We start from the raw sequence: 17,697 nt of genomic DNA, 5'->3' as shown, positions 1-17,697 counted from the left end.
TTTTTATTTTTTTGTTTTTCTTACTCTTGCGCTTTGCTTTTTCGCAGCGCGAGTTTCATTCTACACCATCTTTTGTTAACTGTAAAGCCTTCTCGCGTAACAACTATCTACCTTTGTCTGTTACAAATTACATCATCCTTCCTATTACTCAGGCGTTTTAACACATCAAAAATCTTTATCTAATAATAATATAAATCCACATTAAGTTATTAATTTTTTTGTTTCAACTCATCAAAATAATCTATCAACTATTTCCTGCTTTTTATTGATTCAAATTCATGACTTTATTTTTTATCTTTTTGTGATAAAATTATATTAAGTATATAATTAAACTCAATATAATTATGGAGGCAAAATTATGAAAAAAAGGATTGTAAACAATAATCTAAGTGAATTTGAAAAATTTGTCCTATTTGAGAAAGGAACTGAACCACCATTTACCGGAGAATATGAAAATCATTTTGAGAAAGGAATTTATGTATGCAAAAACTGTGGCATACCACTTTACAATTCTAACGATAAATTCCACTCTGGTTGTGGTTGGCCAGCGTTCGATGATGAAATACCAGGAGCCGTGAGAAAGCAGTTAGATAGAGATGGTAAAAGAACGGAAATTGTTTGTGCTTACTGTGGCGCGCATCTTGGACACGTTTTCTACGGAGAGGGTTTCACACCGAAAAATGTTCGACACTGCGTAAATTCAGTATCAATGAAATTTATTCCCGAAGGCCAAAAACCACCTATTGACAGGATGTTCTTTGCAGGTGGATGCTTTTGGGGAGTGGAACACCTTTTCAAACAACTTGACGGTGTAGTTGATACACGCGTTGGATATATGGGTGGACATAGAAAAAATCCGACGTACGAGCAAGTGTGTACAGGTCTAACAGGTCATTATGAAACCGTTGAAGTTATCTTTGATCCGCTAAAAATCGACGAAGAGACTTTGGTTAAGTATTTCTTCGAAATTCACGATTTCACACAAGAAAACGGTCAAGGACCAGATATAGGCGAACAGTATAAAAGCGTTATTTTCTATACAAACGAAAAGCAAAAAGAGGTGGCAGAGAAAATAAAGGACGAACTTAGTAAAAAGTATAAAGTCGCGACGCAAATAAAAAAGGCAAGCGACTTTTGGCTTGCCGAGGATTACCACCAAGATTATTACGAAAAAACGGGAAAAGCCCCGTATTGTCATTACAGAAGAAAGATATTCTAAAAGTATCTTTTTACTTCTTTCGCAAAGTCAATCAGGTCAATATGAATTGCTAAATCAGCGTAATCGTCAAACGCTGTTTCATTTTTATTAACTATACACAATTTTGCTCCACTGTGCTTTGCGTAAATAGGCAATTGCGCCGCTGGGTAAACAACAAGTGACGTGCCCATAGCTATGAATACGTCACTTTCTTTAGCCCAGTTCTCTGCTTTAGAGTACTCGTTCAATGGCAACATTTCACCGAAAAATACTATATCCGGTTTTGTTACTCCACCACATTCACATCTAAAATTTCTGTCAATCAAAAATTCTTTATGCTGTGAATTGAATAAATCATATCTTTTACCACATTTCAAACAACTCCAAGTGCGTACATTTCCATGGATTTCCGCAACTTTCTGACTTCCCGCTTTTTTATGAAGATTATCTATATTCTGGGTTATAACCCCTTTTACTATATTCAACTTTTCAAGATAAGCCAGCAAATAATGGATTTCATTAGGTTCGACATCGAGCATTTTTATCAGTTCTTGCTTTGCGAATTCGTAGAATCTGTCAGGATTTTGATGGAAAAGATCTATATCAAAAATTTCCTGTCCCCATTTGGAATAAACTCCATTTTTACTTCTAAAGTCAGGAATACCACTCGGTACACTAACTCCAGCACCGGTAAGCACTGTGGTAAATTTTGAATTCTTAAGCCAACTTACAAGCGTCAAAATTTCTTCCAAATTTTCCACCTCCTTTTGCGGTTTTACAAATTCCGCAAAAGTTATAAAATTTATAGCCTTATCTCATGATAACCTTTGCCTATAAATTCCTCATCGTGGGTTATTATAAACGCTTGAGATATATTTCCAAGTAATATTCTCAAATTCTCAGCTAACAATTTTCTTCTTTCCTCATCAAGATTGACAGTTGGTTCATCAAGTATGTATATATCTGCGTTAGCTAATATTTTAGCGATAGCTATCCTCAACGCAATAGCCGCGCTAACTTGTTCACCACCTGATAGTTCACTAAATTCTCGAACACCTTTAATCGGATCTGAGAGTCTGAATATGTACTTTCCTTCGGAATGGTCAACTTCTATACTTTCCTGATTCCCTGTCATCTTTCTGTAATTTTCTGTAGCTTCCAAAACAATTTGGCGTGTCAAGTACTCCGTAACTTTAACACCCATCACTTTTATTTTCTCTCTGAACTCTTTCGTTAGTTCCAGCTTTTTATTAAATACTGATTTTTTGTCTTCGTAATTTCTTAACTGATTGATTTTCTCTTCTCTTTCTTCAATTTGACTAACTAATTGATTTTCATCTCTTCCCAATTCCCCTAAACGTACCTCTAAATTTTTTAGTTCCTCGTTTTTCTTCTCAAGTTCGTCCTCAATACTCTTTTTTTCTGTTTCTAATTCTTCTAAAGGTTTCAACATATTAATTTTCACCTTTAAATCGTCCACTATCTTCTTGCTTTGTTCTATTTCACTTTCCAATACCTTTTTCTTTTCGTTCAACTCTTCGAGTTTTTCAGCCATTTTTTTATTAATCATATATTCTTTGTAATCAACCTCGCGCTTATTCTTCTCTGACTCAAGTTCTTCAATCTCTTTGGTTACTCTATCTAATTCTTCATCTATACCAACATATTTTCCAAGTTTTTCCTCGAAAGTTTTTAGATTATCTTCGTATTCGCTTTTTTCTTTCAAGAGTTTATCTATCTCGTTTTTAATACTGAGATAACGATTTGTCTTTTCACTGATTTCTTTTTCAATATTTTTTAATTGATTAAATTTACTATCTATTTCCGCATTAATCGAACCTATAGCTGAGTTAATCTCATTTAATCTGTTATCAGCTTCTTCAACTAACTTTGAAATGTCTCCGTATTTTTGCGCTATATCTTCAATGAATTCACTTATCTGCTTTAATTTTGCTTTTTTCTTATCCATCTCATCGATTTGGTGAGATAACGTGCCAGCTTCCGTTTCTTTTTCTTTTAACTGCTTACTAATCTCTTCCTTTTTGTTCTTTGCTGTATTGATTTCTTTTTCCTTTTCTAGAAGTTCACTCAGCTTTTCTTTGTAGTAATCTCGCTTGTTTCCAAAATACACATCTGTGCCCTTGGCTTGAAGTATATTTTGACAAGGCTCATTTAAAAGCGGACAATTTCCACTGGAAAGCTGTCTTGAGGCATTTTCTAAATTTTCCAATTCGTTTTCGATTTTGGCTTTCTCACTTATTATATTAGCTTCTTCTGATATCTTTTTATTCAATTCATCAATAGCATTTTGCAAACTTTGGATTTGTTCAATCAGTGATTGATATTTTTCCCTCTTTTCTTCCTCATTTGATAACTCAATTTCAATATTTTCCTTCTCCTTTAAATTGTCACGGTAATCTTGATATATTCTTTTTATACTCTCTTTTACCTTTTTTGCTTCATCCATATCTTTCTTGGCTTTTTCTAAATCTGTCCTTTTGATTTCTATCTCTTCAATAAGTTTTGACTTATCACCTTGGAGTTTTTGTATTTCTACATCGTAAATAGACAATCTTTCGTTAGTTTCATTTATTTTTGCTTCCGCGACACTGATTTTATTCTTAAGCTCTATAATCCTCATTTCAATATTTTGCTTTTCTTGTTGCTTTTTCCTGAGTTCTTGCTCGAGCTTTCTTTTTTGACTTATTTTCTCGCTTAAGGCTTCAAACTCTTTGTAAGAAGGTTCTAACCTTTCGATAATTTTTCGAGCGTTCTCGGCTTCCACAATCTGCTTTGAAATTTCTTCTAAATTCGCCTGCGTGCTTTCCAAAACTTTCAAGTTTTTTTCCAAATCATTTTTTAGATTCCGAGCGTCTTCTATTTGCTTTTCCAACTCAGACTTTTTAGACTTTAGAGAATAAATTAACGTTTCCAAATCTTTCTTTTCAGTTTCTTTCTTTGAAATTTCATCACGAATATTCGATAATTTTTCGTCGATACCTTTGTATTTTTCAATGTCATTCTTCAAAATGTTTATTGAACCATCTAACTCACTAATTTTCGCTTCATATTTATTTATGACATCTTTGAAATTGTTATAAATCTTATCGTACACATCTACCTCGAATATCTTGTTAAAAAAACGTTTGGATTCTTCATTTTGCATTGCGAATACTGTTGTAATATCATTTTGATAAGCGCACATTATGTTTTTGAAAAGTTCTTTGAAATTCGTTATCTCAAGCCCCAAGAGTTTGCTAACATACTTTGGAACTTCATCTAATTTGTTAGTAATCACATTGTTACTCCCCACTTGCCTTAGTACCCAACTATTTTTTCCCGATTTGTACACTCTTTCTACTTCGTACTTTATTCCATCTTCCCCTGTAAATTTAACATTTATCTTAAAATAACTATTTTGACTACTTAAACGTGAAATAAGGTCCTTAGGCTTTTTCTCACTTACACCAAACAAAGCCATCCCAAGCGCTTCGAATATGGAACTCTTACCCGCGCCGTTTCTTCCAACGATAACATTAATCCCAGAGACAAAATCAAATTCTCTATCTAAATGACATTTGAAATTCTCCAATTTAATTTTATTAATCATTTCTCTGAACCCCCATGATTCTGCCGATAAATTCATCGAATATCTCGTAAATATATTCGTCTGAATTATTCGAATCTTCGTCTTCAAAGAACATCTTAGCCTTCCTTATAAACTCATACGTTTCATTAACTCTCTCTTCGCTAATTGAAAATACATTATTCCAAGATGATATTAACTCTTTTTCTATCAACTCTTTACTTCGATACCTCATCTCACTGCCATTTATATCTTTGACATTGTTAATCTCGATTCTGCTTTCTACTTTTAAAGCTCCCTTATCCAACAATTCCTTTTTTATTCTATCAACGTCAATAAAATCGTCGTTATCAAGAAAAACCCTCAGGATTACTATCTCTCCATCCTCCACTTCTAAATTGGCGACAAAATCATAAATCTTGGAACTTTGGATCTTATGCATACTTCTTTTTCGTTTGCGGGATTGGAAAAAAGAATGAGTAAAGGTATCTGTGTCGAATATGAAAAATCCCTTTTCGCCATTTTCGTACAAATCCCAGTATTCTGGACTTCCGGGGATATAAAAGAATGGTTGACTTGCTGGATAGATTTTCTTAGAATGAAAATGCCCACCAGCAAAATAAATAACTTTACCACGGAAAGAATCTATAATCTCTTTCGTTACACAACCTGGCAGCAATTCTTGATTAGTCTCCTCGCTAATGATAGCAGTATGACAAATCACGATATTATTATCTCCGCTTATTTGCTCTGAGAGACCTTGCAAAACTTCATCGATAAGATTACCTTGGTACGGAACGCCGTAAATCTTAAAACCCCTAAATTCGCATTCTTCGAATTTAAAAATTTCTCCATCACGCTCAAAACCAAGGTTTACTAATAACCCCTTCTTCTCCAAATAATCAACCCAAGAATCTCTATCGTATGCGATATCATGATTTCCAAGGACGGTAAAAACAGGGATATCTTTATCTTTGAGCTTTTTGAGAATACCTTCTGTACGCTCGAGTATATCTGGATTTATTTTATTAGAGTCGAATAAATCACCAGCGATAATGAACAAATCAACATTCTCTTCTATAGCCCTATCGACTATATACTCGGCAGCATTGAAATAATCGTTATATCTAAAATCAGAATACGAATTTTCACCTATGCCACCAACTGGCCTTTTACCCAAGTGCCAATCCGATGTATGCAAAATTTTCATTTTAAGTATCCCCCCAATTAGTATAAACAATTCACTTTAAAATTATACCAAATACCAGTTGACTTTTCCAAAATTGAGTTGTAAAATATACCCATCTCAGGAAATTTTAAAAAAATAAAAATTAAAAATTAGGGTATTGACAAATTTTTAAGTGTGTGGTATAATATATACTGCCATGAAAAAAACAAGCCCCAGGTTCAAAAACCTGGGGCTTTTTTCTTTTCTTAATATTTTCCTAATCTCTCTCAATTATCCTCCATTCCAAATGTTTTCTCCCATTGTATGTTACCTTGACTGTCTAATTTTAGAATATATACATCCTGCCATTCAGCACCAAATGTAGTATATCCAGCAACGATGTATCCTCCGTCTACCGTTTGTTGAACTGAATAGGCTTAATCGTCATTTCCCCCACCAAAAATTCTCCACCATTCTTCGTTCCCTTTACTCTTCGGTCAGTCCCTTAGGAATTAGAGAATAAACAAGAGAAAATCATTTTTTCTCCAAAAATTCTAAGAGGTGATTACGATTAAATAGAAGATATATACGTTTTTACAATTAGAATTTGTTATATTAATCTTAATTATAATTAAACCAAATTTTGAAAAAACACCATTTAGTGTTAATATATAGCTGAGAATAGTTGAAGTATCATTTGCCAAAGGGGGGATATGGATGAATGGAAATTTTGGCAAGTTTTATTTTTATGTCTTTCTACTCTTTACTTTGTCATTTCTGCTCTTTCCTGTCAATAGTTTTTTCGCTCGGCCAGTTATCGATGTCGCAATAAGTGTTTACGCACCTGACAATGTGTTAAAAACAGTTTCTGAGTCTGCGATTTTCCCAGAGATTGTTGATTCTAAACGATTTGAAGTTGCCCTTCAAAATGCTTTAAAATTGCTTTATTCAGAACTCTGGCTCCAGGATTTACTTTCCTCTGCCGAACAAATTCTCTCCAAGCAAACTTCCCCGCAGGGAACATTCCAAATTGATGTATACATTCAACAAATCCGTAAAGAAAATGTATACGAAGAATTCATACAAAATAATATTTCTGGTGATTATATTTATAATTTTGGAGAGTATATAAGGATTTATCCGGGAGTTAGATATAAGCTTGAATATGTAAATGGAAAGGAAAATTATGTTCAAAGCTCTGAGGGGAGTTATGTAAAAGGCATCGATGGGAAGTATTACAGTATGGTTTTTGATTCATTTTACTCGAGAGTCCCACATACGAATGTTGTGTACATAGTTGAAGGAAACGCAGATTATTCGCTCTATGTAAACAACAATAAAGTTCTTTCTGGCTCATTTGAAATTTCTTCGTCTGTTTATGCCGTGAAACACTCATACGATCCGTATAACAACCGATTGCTAAGAGTGGAAAATAGCTTCAACGATGTTATTTCCGGTCTTGCTTCTGATATTGCCATCAAAATACACTCGGTATTGGAATTTAAAGAAAAGTTGTCTGGTGTCGTTGAGGAAGTTAAGTTTCCAAGGGTTATCTTAAATATAGGTGAGGATGATTTTGTAAAGGTTGGAAAGGTTTTCAGTATATACAGGAACAATAACAAGATAGCGGAAGTTGTTGTTAGAAGGACGGGGAAGGATTACAGCGAATGTGAGGTTGTGTATATAAAAAGAGGGGAAGAAATAAAGCCTCAAGATGAAGTAAAAGAAGGTGGGCAAGAACCTTTTCCAATGGGATTTAAAATGTTGTTTATAACAGATCAAAGTTTTTCTCTCACTGAATCATATATTTTGTTAACATTGCCTATTAAGCAATTCAATATACATCGTGAACCAATCTCTTACTTTGAGACTGGAGTTGGGCTTAATTTGGAAAGTATCATAAATGGAACGTACGATAAATTCATTTTTACATTTAGCGGATTAATCAGGTTAATAGGTACGGGAGATGATGGTCTCTACCTGCTCAGTAAACTTTCCATAACTGTATCTGAAACGATTTTAGATGAGAGAAAAATAGAAACACTGTTAGGTTTATCAACCAAATTTGGCTTGTTAAATTTCGAATTTTCTATTCCAATTGAGCAATTAACCTCTTTCAACACCTTTAGGATAGGTGGTGGGGTCTCATGGTAAAGAAGTCTTTATCCTTTACTCTTATTATTTTCTTGGTTTTAGCTATTTCAAATATATTTGCCAATAATCTTTACGTTATCATCGATAAAAATTTACCATCTTACTATGAAAATATTGATATTTCGAAAGAACTCTCGAATATTTTTTCAGATGTACCGGAGAAAACTGTAAGAATAGTTCACGTTGTTGGAATACAAAAAGAAACTTACAGTTACAAAGTAAATGAGTTTGTACCAGATAGAGAAGGCACGTATGTTTATCACAAGGGAAGTTATTATTATACATCTTCAAAAACAAGGTACAAATATGATTACAACAAAAAAACATACGTCCCTGACCCTTATGGTTTGTATGTTTATCTTAGCAATTATCCCTGGGCAAGGAAGGAAGAAGAGAAATACATAATAAGCGATTTTTACAAAAGGTATGAAAAATACATAACCGAAACAAGTTATTACATAGCTTTGTACATAACGGATATCGATGTTGAGAAGATATTTGTGAGATCTGTAACTCCAATAATCGCTAGTGGGGATAGTTTTTCTGAAGCTTTGAAATCAACTGCTAAATTATGCAGAGAGAATCCAAATAATTACAGTCCATATAAAGTGGATGTCGCGGTAATATTCGATGAAAAATTTGATAAAACGCAAAGGATGTATATACTAAAAGAATTACAAAAAGATACACGGTATAACATATACGATAGGTTGTACCTTGATGAATTATTTAAAACAATAGCTTTTGAGGATTTGTTTGGAAAGGGTGTTTTCTTACAATTTAAGCCACCAAAATATATGATAACGTTTGAAAATTACGTTGAAAGAACTGAAAAAGTTAGGTCTGAAAGATACTATTTCTTTGAAAATGATGTCAACGGAGGATATATAAAGAAATCAGCTATTGGATATTATACTGATGTGCCTGTTCGTGTAGAAATTGGAAGGTATTATTCATACGATTCTAAAAATAAAACATATGTTTTAGATATGGAAAAAGGAAACTATGTTAGATACTACGGCGGGCCGTGGGAAAAAGAAACTTATACAAGCGCCTATGGATTTTACGACTATATCTTGACCACCGTTGATATTCTAGAAATGTATACTGGATTCTTACTAAAAGTATTTGACACAGAAAGAGGAACACTAATAGGCTCATACAGTATTTCGAAAAATTACTCAACAGCTTTAAAAGAACCTAAAGATAGGTTTGGCTCAGAATCTGCAAGTTCAGAATATTTATCGAAGATTTGGAGTTACTCAAATAATGCAAGATACGTAGCAAGTTATATTCAAAAACTATTCCCACTTATTTCCATGGTTTCTAGCGTAAGCGATGGAATGGTTACACTTTCATCAGGCGAGAATATTGGAATCAAGCAAGGATATGTTTTCCAAATAATAGATAATGGATACACTTCCGGCTATGTAAAAATCGGTAAAGTTTTTGAAAATAAATCTTCTGCAACCGCTTTCTATCTTATTCCATATGAAAAAATTTATCCGAACACTTTGGCCTTGGAAACGAAAAATTACCCACAAATTACAGGAATAACATTCCAATTATTTTTAAAGGATAACGGATTTGGTATGGCATCTGGATTCACAAGTTTTGATATCTACGGTAATTATTACTGGGGAATACTTTTTGGAGCAGGTATTGAAATCACATATGAAGTTTTAGAAGATTTTTACCCATACATGTATCTAGAATACTACAATCCTATTTTTAGTAATTTAAGCTTATTTGGAAGATTTGGTGGAAAATATATCGTATCAAAAGATATTTGGGATATTTTTGCTGAAAGTGGAGTAAGATTCACAAGTTACTTAAGAGATAGTATATTCTCATCCGGAGGAGCAGGCATTTATACCGATATTGGATTCGGAGTTTACTTTGGAAACGGAATAAAAATAAAGCCGACTGTATCTTTTGGTATAGATGGGAAGTTTTAGGTTTTTTCTAATCATATAGAATATTTGGAATATTCAAAAGCCCCGTATGGGGCTTTTGTTAGTTTATTTGCTTTTCCATTCTTCATATGCTTCGTCTGGTTTACAAATTCCGCAGGGTGTATAACCTTTTTGCCTAGCCTCTTCTATATTCACTGGAAAGTATTTACTATCAACATATCTACAACTTTTTAAGTGGTATTTCTTTCCATCTTTTGATATGTAAACTACAAAATCACTTTTCGTGTTTTCATTGTACATACTCAATCCCCAAAGCCCTTTTTGCTTTTCAAAAGCCTCTCTTTGGAATTTTACAAAATAATCAGCATATTTGACGTTGGGTGGTACGGTCATAACCTGCGCGTATCCTTCGAGTAAAAGTATCGCATTGAACATTTTCTTTCTAATTTCTTCCTCCGAAAAATTAACTGGTTTTTCCAGCCAAACATACGCAAGTAAACGGTTGTATTTATCTTTCTCCTCAACATCCAATTGAATCCAAACGGTTTTTCCTGTTAATTGTTTCATTGAAAATTCTTTGGCTTCAGGCCCATAGGGTTCAACTCCTTTTGTCGGATGATTAGTTTCGGGAGTGTTTACTCCTATTAATCTCACTGTATATGTTTTACCATTTGCTTCAACTTTAATGGTGTCTCCATCGACAACTCTAGTTACATACGCTTTCATTAATCCTTGTTTTTGAGTAAGTATTAAGATAATGGTAATTATTGATAAAACGATAGCAGTTATTAAAGTGTTTTGTTTTGCTTTTTTTGGCATAATTGATATGGAGCACCTCCTTTATAACTCCTCAAAAAAATGTTATCACATATTTAGAATTAGAAAAGAGGTGTGGTTTGAAAACCACACCTCTTCTCTAATTCAGAATAAATTATTAATTTATTTTGCAACGATAGATGGGAATTGAACAGTTGTTATCTTTGTTAACCTCGCAACAATTTTCGCTATATCTGTATTGTCAAGTACTCCTGTGAAGTTCTCAGCGCCAGGTCCAAAGGCATATACTGGTACAGGTTGCGCAGTGTGGTCGTACGTTGTCCAACCAAAACCGACTTTGAAACTAATGTATCTTGCGAGTTCTCTTCTTAAGTTATTTGATGGAACTTTCTTGAGTGTTTCGTATTCGGAATCGCTCATATTTACACCGTACCATTCTTTTATTCCAGCGATGAACGCATCTTTATCGTTTATATTAAATTGTTTTAAAAACATCGTTGTTGTTCCCTTTGCTTTTCTCGCTTGTTCAACGTTTATCGCATATCCACCTGTGGAAAGTGATAAACCACCTGTTTCATGGTCAGCAAGGACAATCACAAGTGTATTTCCATCTTTCTTGGCAAAATCAAGAGCGACCTTAACCGCGTCATCAAATTCGACAACTTCTTTCCATACACCATAGAAATCGTTGGCGTGCGCTTCCCAGTCGATTTGCGAACCTTCAACCATGAGCATAAATGGTTTTCCACTTGCGGAGAGAATTTCTAAAGCTTTCTTTGTCATGAGGTCGAGTTTAGGTTGCAATGAGCTTCTTTCAGATACTGGGTCTAAATAATCTTTAGCAAATAAGCCAAGAACTTTTTCATTCTCTGCACTGAGATTTTCCAATTCATTTACTTTTGATATGTATTTATAACCTTTCTCCATAGCAGCTTTAATCAAATCAAGTTCGTCTTTTCTTGAACCACCTTTTGAAGCAGGTGTAAACCATTGCCATCCTCCACCAAACGCAACATCTACCACTTCTTTATCAACAAATTGTTTCGCAATTCCAAGCTCATCGTTTCTGTTATCAACATTTGCGTAAACGCCCGCTGGTGTTGCGTGAGTAATTTGGCATGTAACCGCTATCCCTATTTTGTAACCTGCTTTCTTGGCAAGTTCAAATATGGATGGAACAGGTTCACCATTTGGAAGCACCCCTATCGCCTTATTCAAAATCTTAAACCCACTGAAAAGAGCGCTCGCGGCTGGCGCTGAATCTGTAACCCAAGAATCTGCACTGTATGTTGTTGTTATACCTGTGTAAGGAAGAGTCATCGTGTTTAAAATTCTTCCTTCAAGAATGCTTGCGAGAAATAGTTGATTTGTAGACATACCATCCCCAACAAGGATTATAACGTTGAGGGCAAAAGCGAAATAAACAAAAAGTAGCGCAACAAAAGTTAAAACCTTTTTACCCATACCTCACACCTCCAATATTTTAATGTGGAACTGTTGAATTTTAAATTGTATCATTAATTAAATATTTATTTCAAACTTAAATTAAAGCAATTTCCATAAATTAACAAAAAAATAGGCTTATTTTAATTTAATAGCTTATTTAATCGTGAATTTTTAGATAAAGACGTAAATTTAATTTAGGCAGGCACTCATTACAAAAACCTGTGGTACAATTTGTATTGTATCGTTTAAATGTTAAAGCAAAAATAAAAAACATTAAAATAAGTTAAAAATCGAAAATAAAAATTGCGGCTTGGATTGTTCTGATGTTTTTTTTTGCTTGTTTTTCAACTCAGAGAAGGGAGGAGCTCGTATGAAAATTAGGTTTTTTAGGACTTTATTTATAACGTTACTCCTAACTTTGTCTTTACAAATGGTTTTTTCAATCCAAGTTCCGGAAAATTCTAAATTTGTACTCTATTTTTCTTCATTGGATGATTTGTTAAATTCTTTGGATGTTCAAGTCGATTACAACATAGGACCTGTAACTATCTTTGGTGATACTTCTATAAGCCTTTTAAAAATTCTTCAGTTATATTTGATTAGTGAATCAGAAAACGAAGAAGAAATGATAGTCAATTTAATTTCTGCTCTCCCAGTAGTTGTAGATATTCAGAAAGTAAAAATTAATGATATACTTGAAATTCTAAACAATTTGATTGGTGAAGAAACGTCGATTATTACCAGCAAATTGTCTCAAATTACAAAAAAAGTCATTTTAGGTCCAATAACATTTTATTTAATTGAAGGACCAAACGATGTTTATATCACAGCAAGTGAATTACAAAGAAGAATCGTTGAAGACATGATTAATTCAAAAGCTCCGACAATTAAAATTGACATTCCTCAAGATACTTATATATATTACAAAGGATTTGGTGAAAATAGTATTTGGTCATTCCTCACGGTGGACTTGTACGGTAAGACCGTGTCTGACGAGATGAAAGTTAAAGTAAATGACAACGAGATGAATGTTGAAATTCTAATCGAAAAAGAACTCACGGAATATGAAAAATCGTTGATGAAAGAGTTTGAAACTTATCTTTCTGGTTTGAACATAGTTGAAAATCCTGTCGCTGTAATTGGAACAACGAAGGATTATAAATTATTTTTAGATATGTTTTTAAAAGAGGTCGTTGGTGAAAATATAAGCCAATACTTAACAGATGCTGTATTTTCAGTTAATATGAACCAAGAGATGATATTATCAGGAACATATGATCCAAAGTTTGAAAAAGATATAATAAACCAATTTTCGGATAAACCATTTTTTGTAGAAGTCGACAAAAAAAACAGTGTAATCAATGTAAAAACTAAAAACACAAATGGCGTAAGTATAGATTCAAGCGAAATTAAAAATAGTCTCATGTATGCTTATATTAATTTGTCAGTTATGGAAACCGGACTAGACAGTATAATAAAATTAAATGTTCAAAGGTTGGAAAACGGTAATCTGAAGATATCGGCAAATATTGAAAATTATCAAAATCTTCTAAAAAGTTTATTAGAAGAGGTTGCATCAAGCGAGATTGAGAATCGGGAATATACCGAAGAATGGAATGAAGAAGAATATGCAGAAGAAGCAACTACAACCGAAGAAGTAACGACTGAGGAAGCAACTACAGTTGAAGAAGAAGAAGAGTATTCAGAAGAAGAGTATGAAGAAAGCTACGAAGAAGAAACGGCAGAAGAAGAATTTGATCCTTATGAAATAAGTGGAATGATAAATGAACTTATTTCAATAACATTTGATAAAATGTATGAAGGTGTCTTGCCAACTTTAAGAGCTTTCCAAAATGTTTTTCCAAGAGAATTTCTAGATAGGATTGAAATTTTCCCGGCTTTCGGTAAAGATGGTACAATATATGTTGTATTCGTCTATTATACCGACTATATCGAGCAAGCAGAAACTATAAGGGATGTATTGTACGATGATTATGGAATTAATTCAGATATAGTATATGACAAAATTGTTATAACTTTTCACGAACAAACAGGAGAATAGTTTGGGGTTTCAAATTTAGTAAAATATTAGGCATATCAATCTAAAAAGGAGGGTGAGTTAGCAAGATGAGTATCAAAAAGTTCATTACTGTATTTTTCCCTTTACTAGTATTGATTGTTGCTTTAGTTTCAATCATCATCGGTATCTTTATTCAGAATTCAATAAATAAAGTTTGGGAGAAGTTCATTGCAGATGAAGTAATGAGAGACTTTTCTGAAAGAATAGAATTGGAAAAAGAAAAAGCAAAAAATATCGTTGATAAGATTCTTGCTGATGAAAACATAATAGCCGCATTTCAGAATAAAGACAGAGAAAAGCTTATCGAAACTATAACTCCATACCAAAAAACATTCGAAAGTATTGGCCTCTACCAATTTCATTTCCATACGGAAGATGGTATCTCATTCTTAAGAACATCCAATCCAAACAAATACGGAGATGATTTAAAAACTTACAGAAAAGATATATTAGAAATCAAACAATCTCTCAAACCTATAGCATCTATCTACAGTAATGATTCAGGAGTTATTCTAAGATACACTGCACCAGTCTTTTTCAACGGAAAATATATTGGGAACTTAGAAGCTGATATTAAAATTTTTGACGAAAATACATTTTTAAAGTCTGAGTCTGAAAAAAGAATATTGGTAATCGTGTATGATGAAAATGGAAATAAGATAGATAAAGTAATAAAGCCATCTGATGTCGAAGATTTCACAAATAACCTTAATAAAAACAAAATTTACAATGGATTTTTAGATATGATGAGCAAGCGGAAGTCTCTCTATGTTGGAGTGCCTATAAAAAATGACAAAGGTGAAACCTTTGCGGCATTGTACATTAAGAGAGACATAACAAATGTTTCTTATTATAGGCTATTAGGACTTATATTACAAATTTCGATTATTACTCTCGTCACAATATTTGTCCTCATAATTACTTCTAAAACTGGTAAGAAGATTCAAAAGAGATTTGATAAATTCATTTTAGAAGTTGAGAAGATTGCCTCTGGAAATTTTGATATTCAACTTGAAACAACAGAGAATGACGAAATATCTCAAATGGGAAATAAGCTCGCAGAAGCCACCAAAAAATTTAGAGAGATGCTTGATAACATTAATGAAACTGCAACTAATGCTGAGGAAAGGATTAGTGAATTTAGTAAGATATCAGAGAGTATTATTTCAACAGCTTCTTCAACTTCTGAGATTAAATCAATGAGTGAGAATACGGAAAATGCATCAAAGGAACTTGACAAATCACTTGAGGAGTTCGCCGCTTATGTCGAAGAAAGTTCAGCAGAACTTGAAAGTATACTCAAAAGAATAAAGGAGTTCACAGATATAATCGAACAAATTACAAGTTCAGCTTCACATCTTGCTTCACAAACTTCCTTGCTCAACAATTTTACTGAGAAGATAACGGAGATATCAGATAACATAACAGTTCTCGCGATTAATGCTTCCATTGAAACAAGTAAACAAAATATCGATAGAGACGGACTTTCAAGAATTTCTGAAATGATTATGGAGCTCTCAGAATCATCAAGACAGTTAACAAAAGAATCAAAACAATCGCTTAAATCTCTCGAAGAATCAATAACTTCAACAATTCTTTTAGCAGAAAAAGTCACGAAAGATCTCAGTAGCGTTAAAGAGTCTTTAAATATAATTTCGGATGTAATGAATGCATTGGTGGGAAACGTAAGTAACTTAACAAAAATTTCAAGGGTAACACATGAAGCTGTTGAACAAACTTACGCTGGAGTGGAACAGCTTGAAGAAGCAATAAATGTAATAAAAGATGAGATTGAAAAATTCCAAAATTCATTTGTTGAATTAATAGACGCTTTTAAAAGGCTAAAAACATGATTTCCATGCTGCCTACATTTTCTGGGCTTTTAATCTTCTAATCTTCTAATCTTCTAATCTTTCCAAAGGAAACACCCCCTTAATGGTTTTTTATGCCATTTCGGGGGTGTTTCTTTTAGTTTTTTATTCTTGGTTTATTACACTAAAAGGATAGAACTTAAAAAATGAGGATTTTTATACTTCTATATTTTCTTTGCTATAGAGATTAAATAATCCACTGTATCTTGGAACGACATTTTTTCTTTTATTCCTTGTCTAAGGAATTTGTTTATTTCATCGATAAGTTCTATCGATTTGTCTATTTTTGGATTTGCACCTTTTTTGTACGCGCCTACATCTATAAGGTCTTTGGCATCGTTATATGTTGCTATTATATCTCTTATAGCTCTCGCTGACTGTATGTGTTCTGGTTTAGTAATATCAACCATGAGCCTACTTATACTCATAAGTACGTCTATAGCTGGGAAATGATTTGATTCAGCAAGTTTACGAGATAGTATTATATGTCCGTCGACAATTCCACGAACTGTATCTGAAATAGGTTCATTAAAGTCGTCAGCTTCGACAAGCACAGTGTATATACCTGTTATACTTCCTTTATCTGAATTACCGGCACGCTCTAGTATCTTTGGTAATTGGGCAAAAACGCTTGGTGGGTATCCTCTTGTTGTAGGTGGCTCGCCTATTGCAAGCCCAACTTCTCTTTGGGCCATCGCCCATCTGGTTAGGGAGTCCACCATAAGCATAACCGCATAACCTTTGTCTCTGAAATATTCTGCTATCGTTGTGGCTGTTAACAACGCTTTTATACGAAGAAGAGCAGGCTGATCGGATGTTGAAACAACTACTACGGAACGTTTTATACCTTCTTCTCCAAGGTCTTTTTCAATAAATTCCCTAACTTCTCTTCCACGTTCACCGATAAGTGCTATAACGTTTATATCAGCTGTCGTATTTCTGGCTATCATACCTAAAAGTGTACTTTTTCCCACACCACTTCCTGCGAATATACCTATACGCTGTCCTTTACCCAACGTTAGAAATCCATCTATTGCACGAACTCCAACGGGAAGTGGTTCCAAAATACGTTTTCTAATTAGTGGATTTGGTGCTTCACTCACAATTTGTCTGTATTCTTTCAAAACAAGTCTTTTCCCATCAATGGGTCTTCCTAGAGCGTCTATAACTCTTCCTTTTAATTCTTCTCCCACAGGTACGCTAACAGTTCGGCCTGTTTTTAAGACTTCACACCCTTTTTTCAATCCAGTCACATCTTCTAAAGGCATTAAAATCGTTAAATCTTCCTTAAATCCGACAACTTCTGCTAATGCTTTTTTATTCCCAACTAATATTTTGCATAATTCCCCAAGTGCAGCATCAGGACCTCGGGATTCAATTGTTAACCCGATTATTTTTTGAACTTCACCAGCGTATTCATACGGATTAAGTTTTTTGACTTTGTCTTCTATAATTTCAAGAAACTTTATATTTTCCTGTAACTTCGGCGTATAAATTCACC

General features: G+C 33.6%; 11 protein-coding genes. 5 read left to right on the top strand and 6 right to left on the bottom strand.

The genetic code is table 11. The features are described from left to right. The first annotated feature begins 358 nt into the window (after positions 1–358). Entirely contained in the window at positions 359–1,219 is an 861-nt protein-coding gene (locus AS161_RS04750; protein WP_164541992.1) for a bifunctional methionine sulfoxide reductase B/A protein, read from the top strand. On the opposite strand, the gene AS161_RS04745 is transcribed toward AS161_RS04750, so the two are convergent. From AS161_RS04745 to AS161_RS04735, 3 genes are read right to left on the bottom strand one after another with little or no spacing between them, the layout of a single operon-like run. Continuing rightward, the gene (locus AS161_RS04745; protein ID WP_241241341.1) at positions 1,216–1,959 is read right to left on the bottom strand and encodes an NAD-dependent protein deacylase; all 744 of its coding nucleotides are present in this window, start codon (positions 1,957–1,959) and stop codon (positions 1,216–1,218) included. The two genes, AS161_RS04750 and AS161_RS04745, sit on opposite strands and share 4 nt — an antisense overlap. 41 nt (positions 1,960–2,000) lie before the next feature. After that, entirely contained in the window at positions 2,001–4,808 is a 2,808-nt protein-coding gene (locus tag AS161_RS04740) for an SMC family ATPase (RefSeq protein WP_164541990.1), read from the bottom strand. Continuing rightward, positions 4,801–5,994: an exonuclease SbcCD subunit D gene (locus AS161_RS04735; protein WP_164541989.1), complete on the bottom strand. Its 1,194-nt coding sequence runs from the start codon at positions 5,992–5,994 to the stop codon at positions 4,801–4,803. The genes AS161_RS04740 and AS161_RS04735 overlap by 8 nt, the downstream gene beginning before the upstream one ends. Before the next feature lie 675 nt (positions 5,995–6,669). Between AS161_RS04735 and AS161_RS04730 the strand changes: the two genes are divergently transcribed. Both AS161_RS04730 and AS161_RS04725 read left to right on the top strand, forming a co-directional pair. Beyond that, a complete protein-coding gene (locus tag AS161_RS04730; RefSeq protein WP_164541988.1) occupies positions 6,670–8,106 on the top strand; it encodes a hypothetical protein in 1,437 nt (478 codons plus the stop codon). Next, entirely contained in the window at positions 8,100–10,064 is a 1,965-nt protein-coding gene (locus AS161_RS04725) for a hypothetical protein (RefSeq protein ID WP_164541987.1), read from the top strand. Before AS161_RS04730 ends, AS161_RS04725 begins: the two co-directional genes overlap by 7 nt. 63 nt (positions 10,065–10,127) lie before the next feature. Here AS161_RS04725 and AS161_RS04720 read toward each other — a convergent pair whose 3' ends face one another. Next, entirely contained in the window at positions 10,128–10,841 is a 714-nt protein-coding gene (locus tag AS161_RS04720) for a thermonuclease family protein (protein ID WP_164541986.1), read from the bottom strand. 120 nt (positions 10,842–10,961) lie between these two features. Continuing rightward, complete coding sequence (locus tag AS161_RS04715; protein ID WP_164541985.1) at positions 10,962–12,263, bottom strand: alkaline phosphatase; 1,302 nt, start codon at positions 12,261–12,263, stop codon at positions 10,962–10,964. Positions 12,264–12,615: 352 nt separating this feature from the next. Between AS161_RS04715 and AS161_RS04710 the strand changes: the two genes are divergently transcribed. Together AS161_RS04710 and AS161_RS04705 are read left to right on the top strand one after the other, a co-directional pair. Beyond that, entirely contained in the window at positions 12,616–14,307 is a 1,692-nt protein-coding gene (locus AS161_RS04710) for a hypothetical protein (RefSeq protein WP_164541984.1), read from the top strand. Between the two features lie 65 nt (positions 14,308–14,372). Next, positions 14,373–16,178: a methyl-accepting chemotaxis protein gene (locus AS161_RS04705; RefSeq protein ID WP_164541983.1), complete on the top strand. Its 1,806-nt coding sequence runs from the start codon at positions 14,373–14,375 to the stop codon at positions 16,176–16,178. A 182-nt stretch (positions 16,179–16,360) separates the two neighbouring features. Here the strand turns inward: AS161_RS04705 and fliI are convergent, their stop codons facing one another. Continuing rightward, a complete protein-coding gene (fliI, locus tag AS161_RS04700) occupies positions 16,361–17,665 on the bottom strand; it encodes a flagellar protein export ATPase FliI (protein WP_041256871.1) in 1,305 nt (434 codons plus the stop codon). Positions 17,666–17,697 lie beyond the last annotated feature (32 nt).

This window comes from Fervidobacterium sp. 2310opik-2, from assembly GCF_011057735.1.
Classification (GTDB): domain Bacteria; phylum Thermotogota; class Thermotogae; order Thermotogales; family Fervidobacteriaceae; genus Fervidobacterium; species Fervidobacterium nodosum.
This window is presented reverse-complemented; position numbering and strand designations above follow the sequence as displayed.

Coding starts and splice junctions, on each gene's coding strand:
- AS161_RS04750 (WP_164541992.1), top strand. CDS start 359: ATGAAAAAAAGGATTGTAAACAATAATCTAAGTGAATTTGAAAAATTT.
- AS161_RS04740 (WP_164541990.1), bottom strand. CDS start 4,808: ATGATTAATAAAATTAAATTGGAGAATTTCAAATGTCATTTAGATAGA.
- AS161_RS04735 (WP_164541989.1), bottom strand. CDS start 5,994: ATGAAAATTTTGCATACATCGGATTGGCACTTGGGTAAAAGGCCAGTT.
- AS161_RS04730 (WP_164541988.1), top strand. CDS start 6,670: ATGAATGGAAATTTTGGCAAGTTTTATTTTTATGTCTTTCTACTCTTT.
- AS161_RS04725 (WP_164541987.1), top strand. CDS start 8,100: ATGGTAAAGAAGTCTTTATCCTTTACTCTTATTATTTTCTTGGTTTTA.
- AS161_RS04720 (WP_164541986.1), bottom strand. CDS start 10,841: ATGCCAAAAAAAGCAAAACAAAACACTTTAATAACTGCTATCGTTTTA.
- AS161_RS04715 (WP_164541985.1), bottom strand. CDS start 12,263: ATGGGTAAAAAGGTTTTAACTTTTGTTGCGCTACTTTTTGTTTATTTC.
- AS161_RS04710 (WP_164541984.1), top strand. CDS start 12,616: ATGAAAATTAGGTTTTTTAGGACTTTATTTATAACGTTACTCCTAACT.
- AS161_RS04705 (WP_164541983.1), top strand. CDS start 14,373: ATGAGTATCAAAAAGTTCATTACTGTATTTTTCCCTTTACTAGTATTG.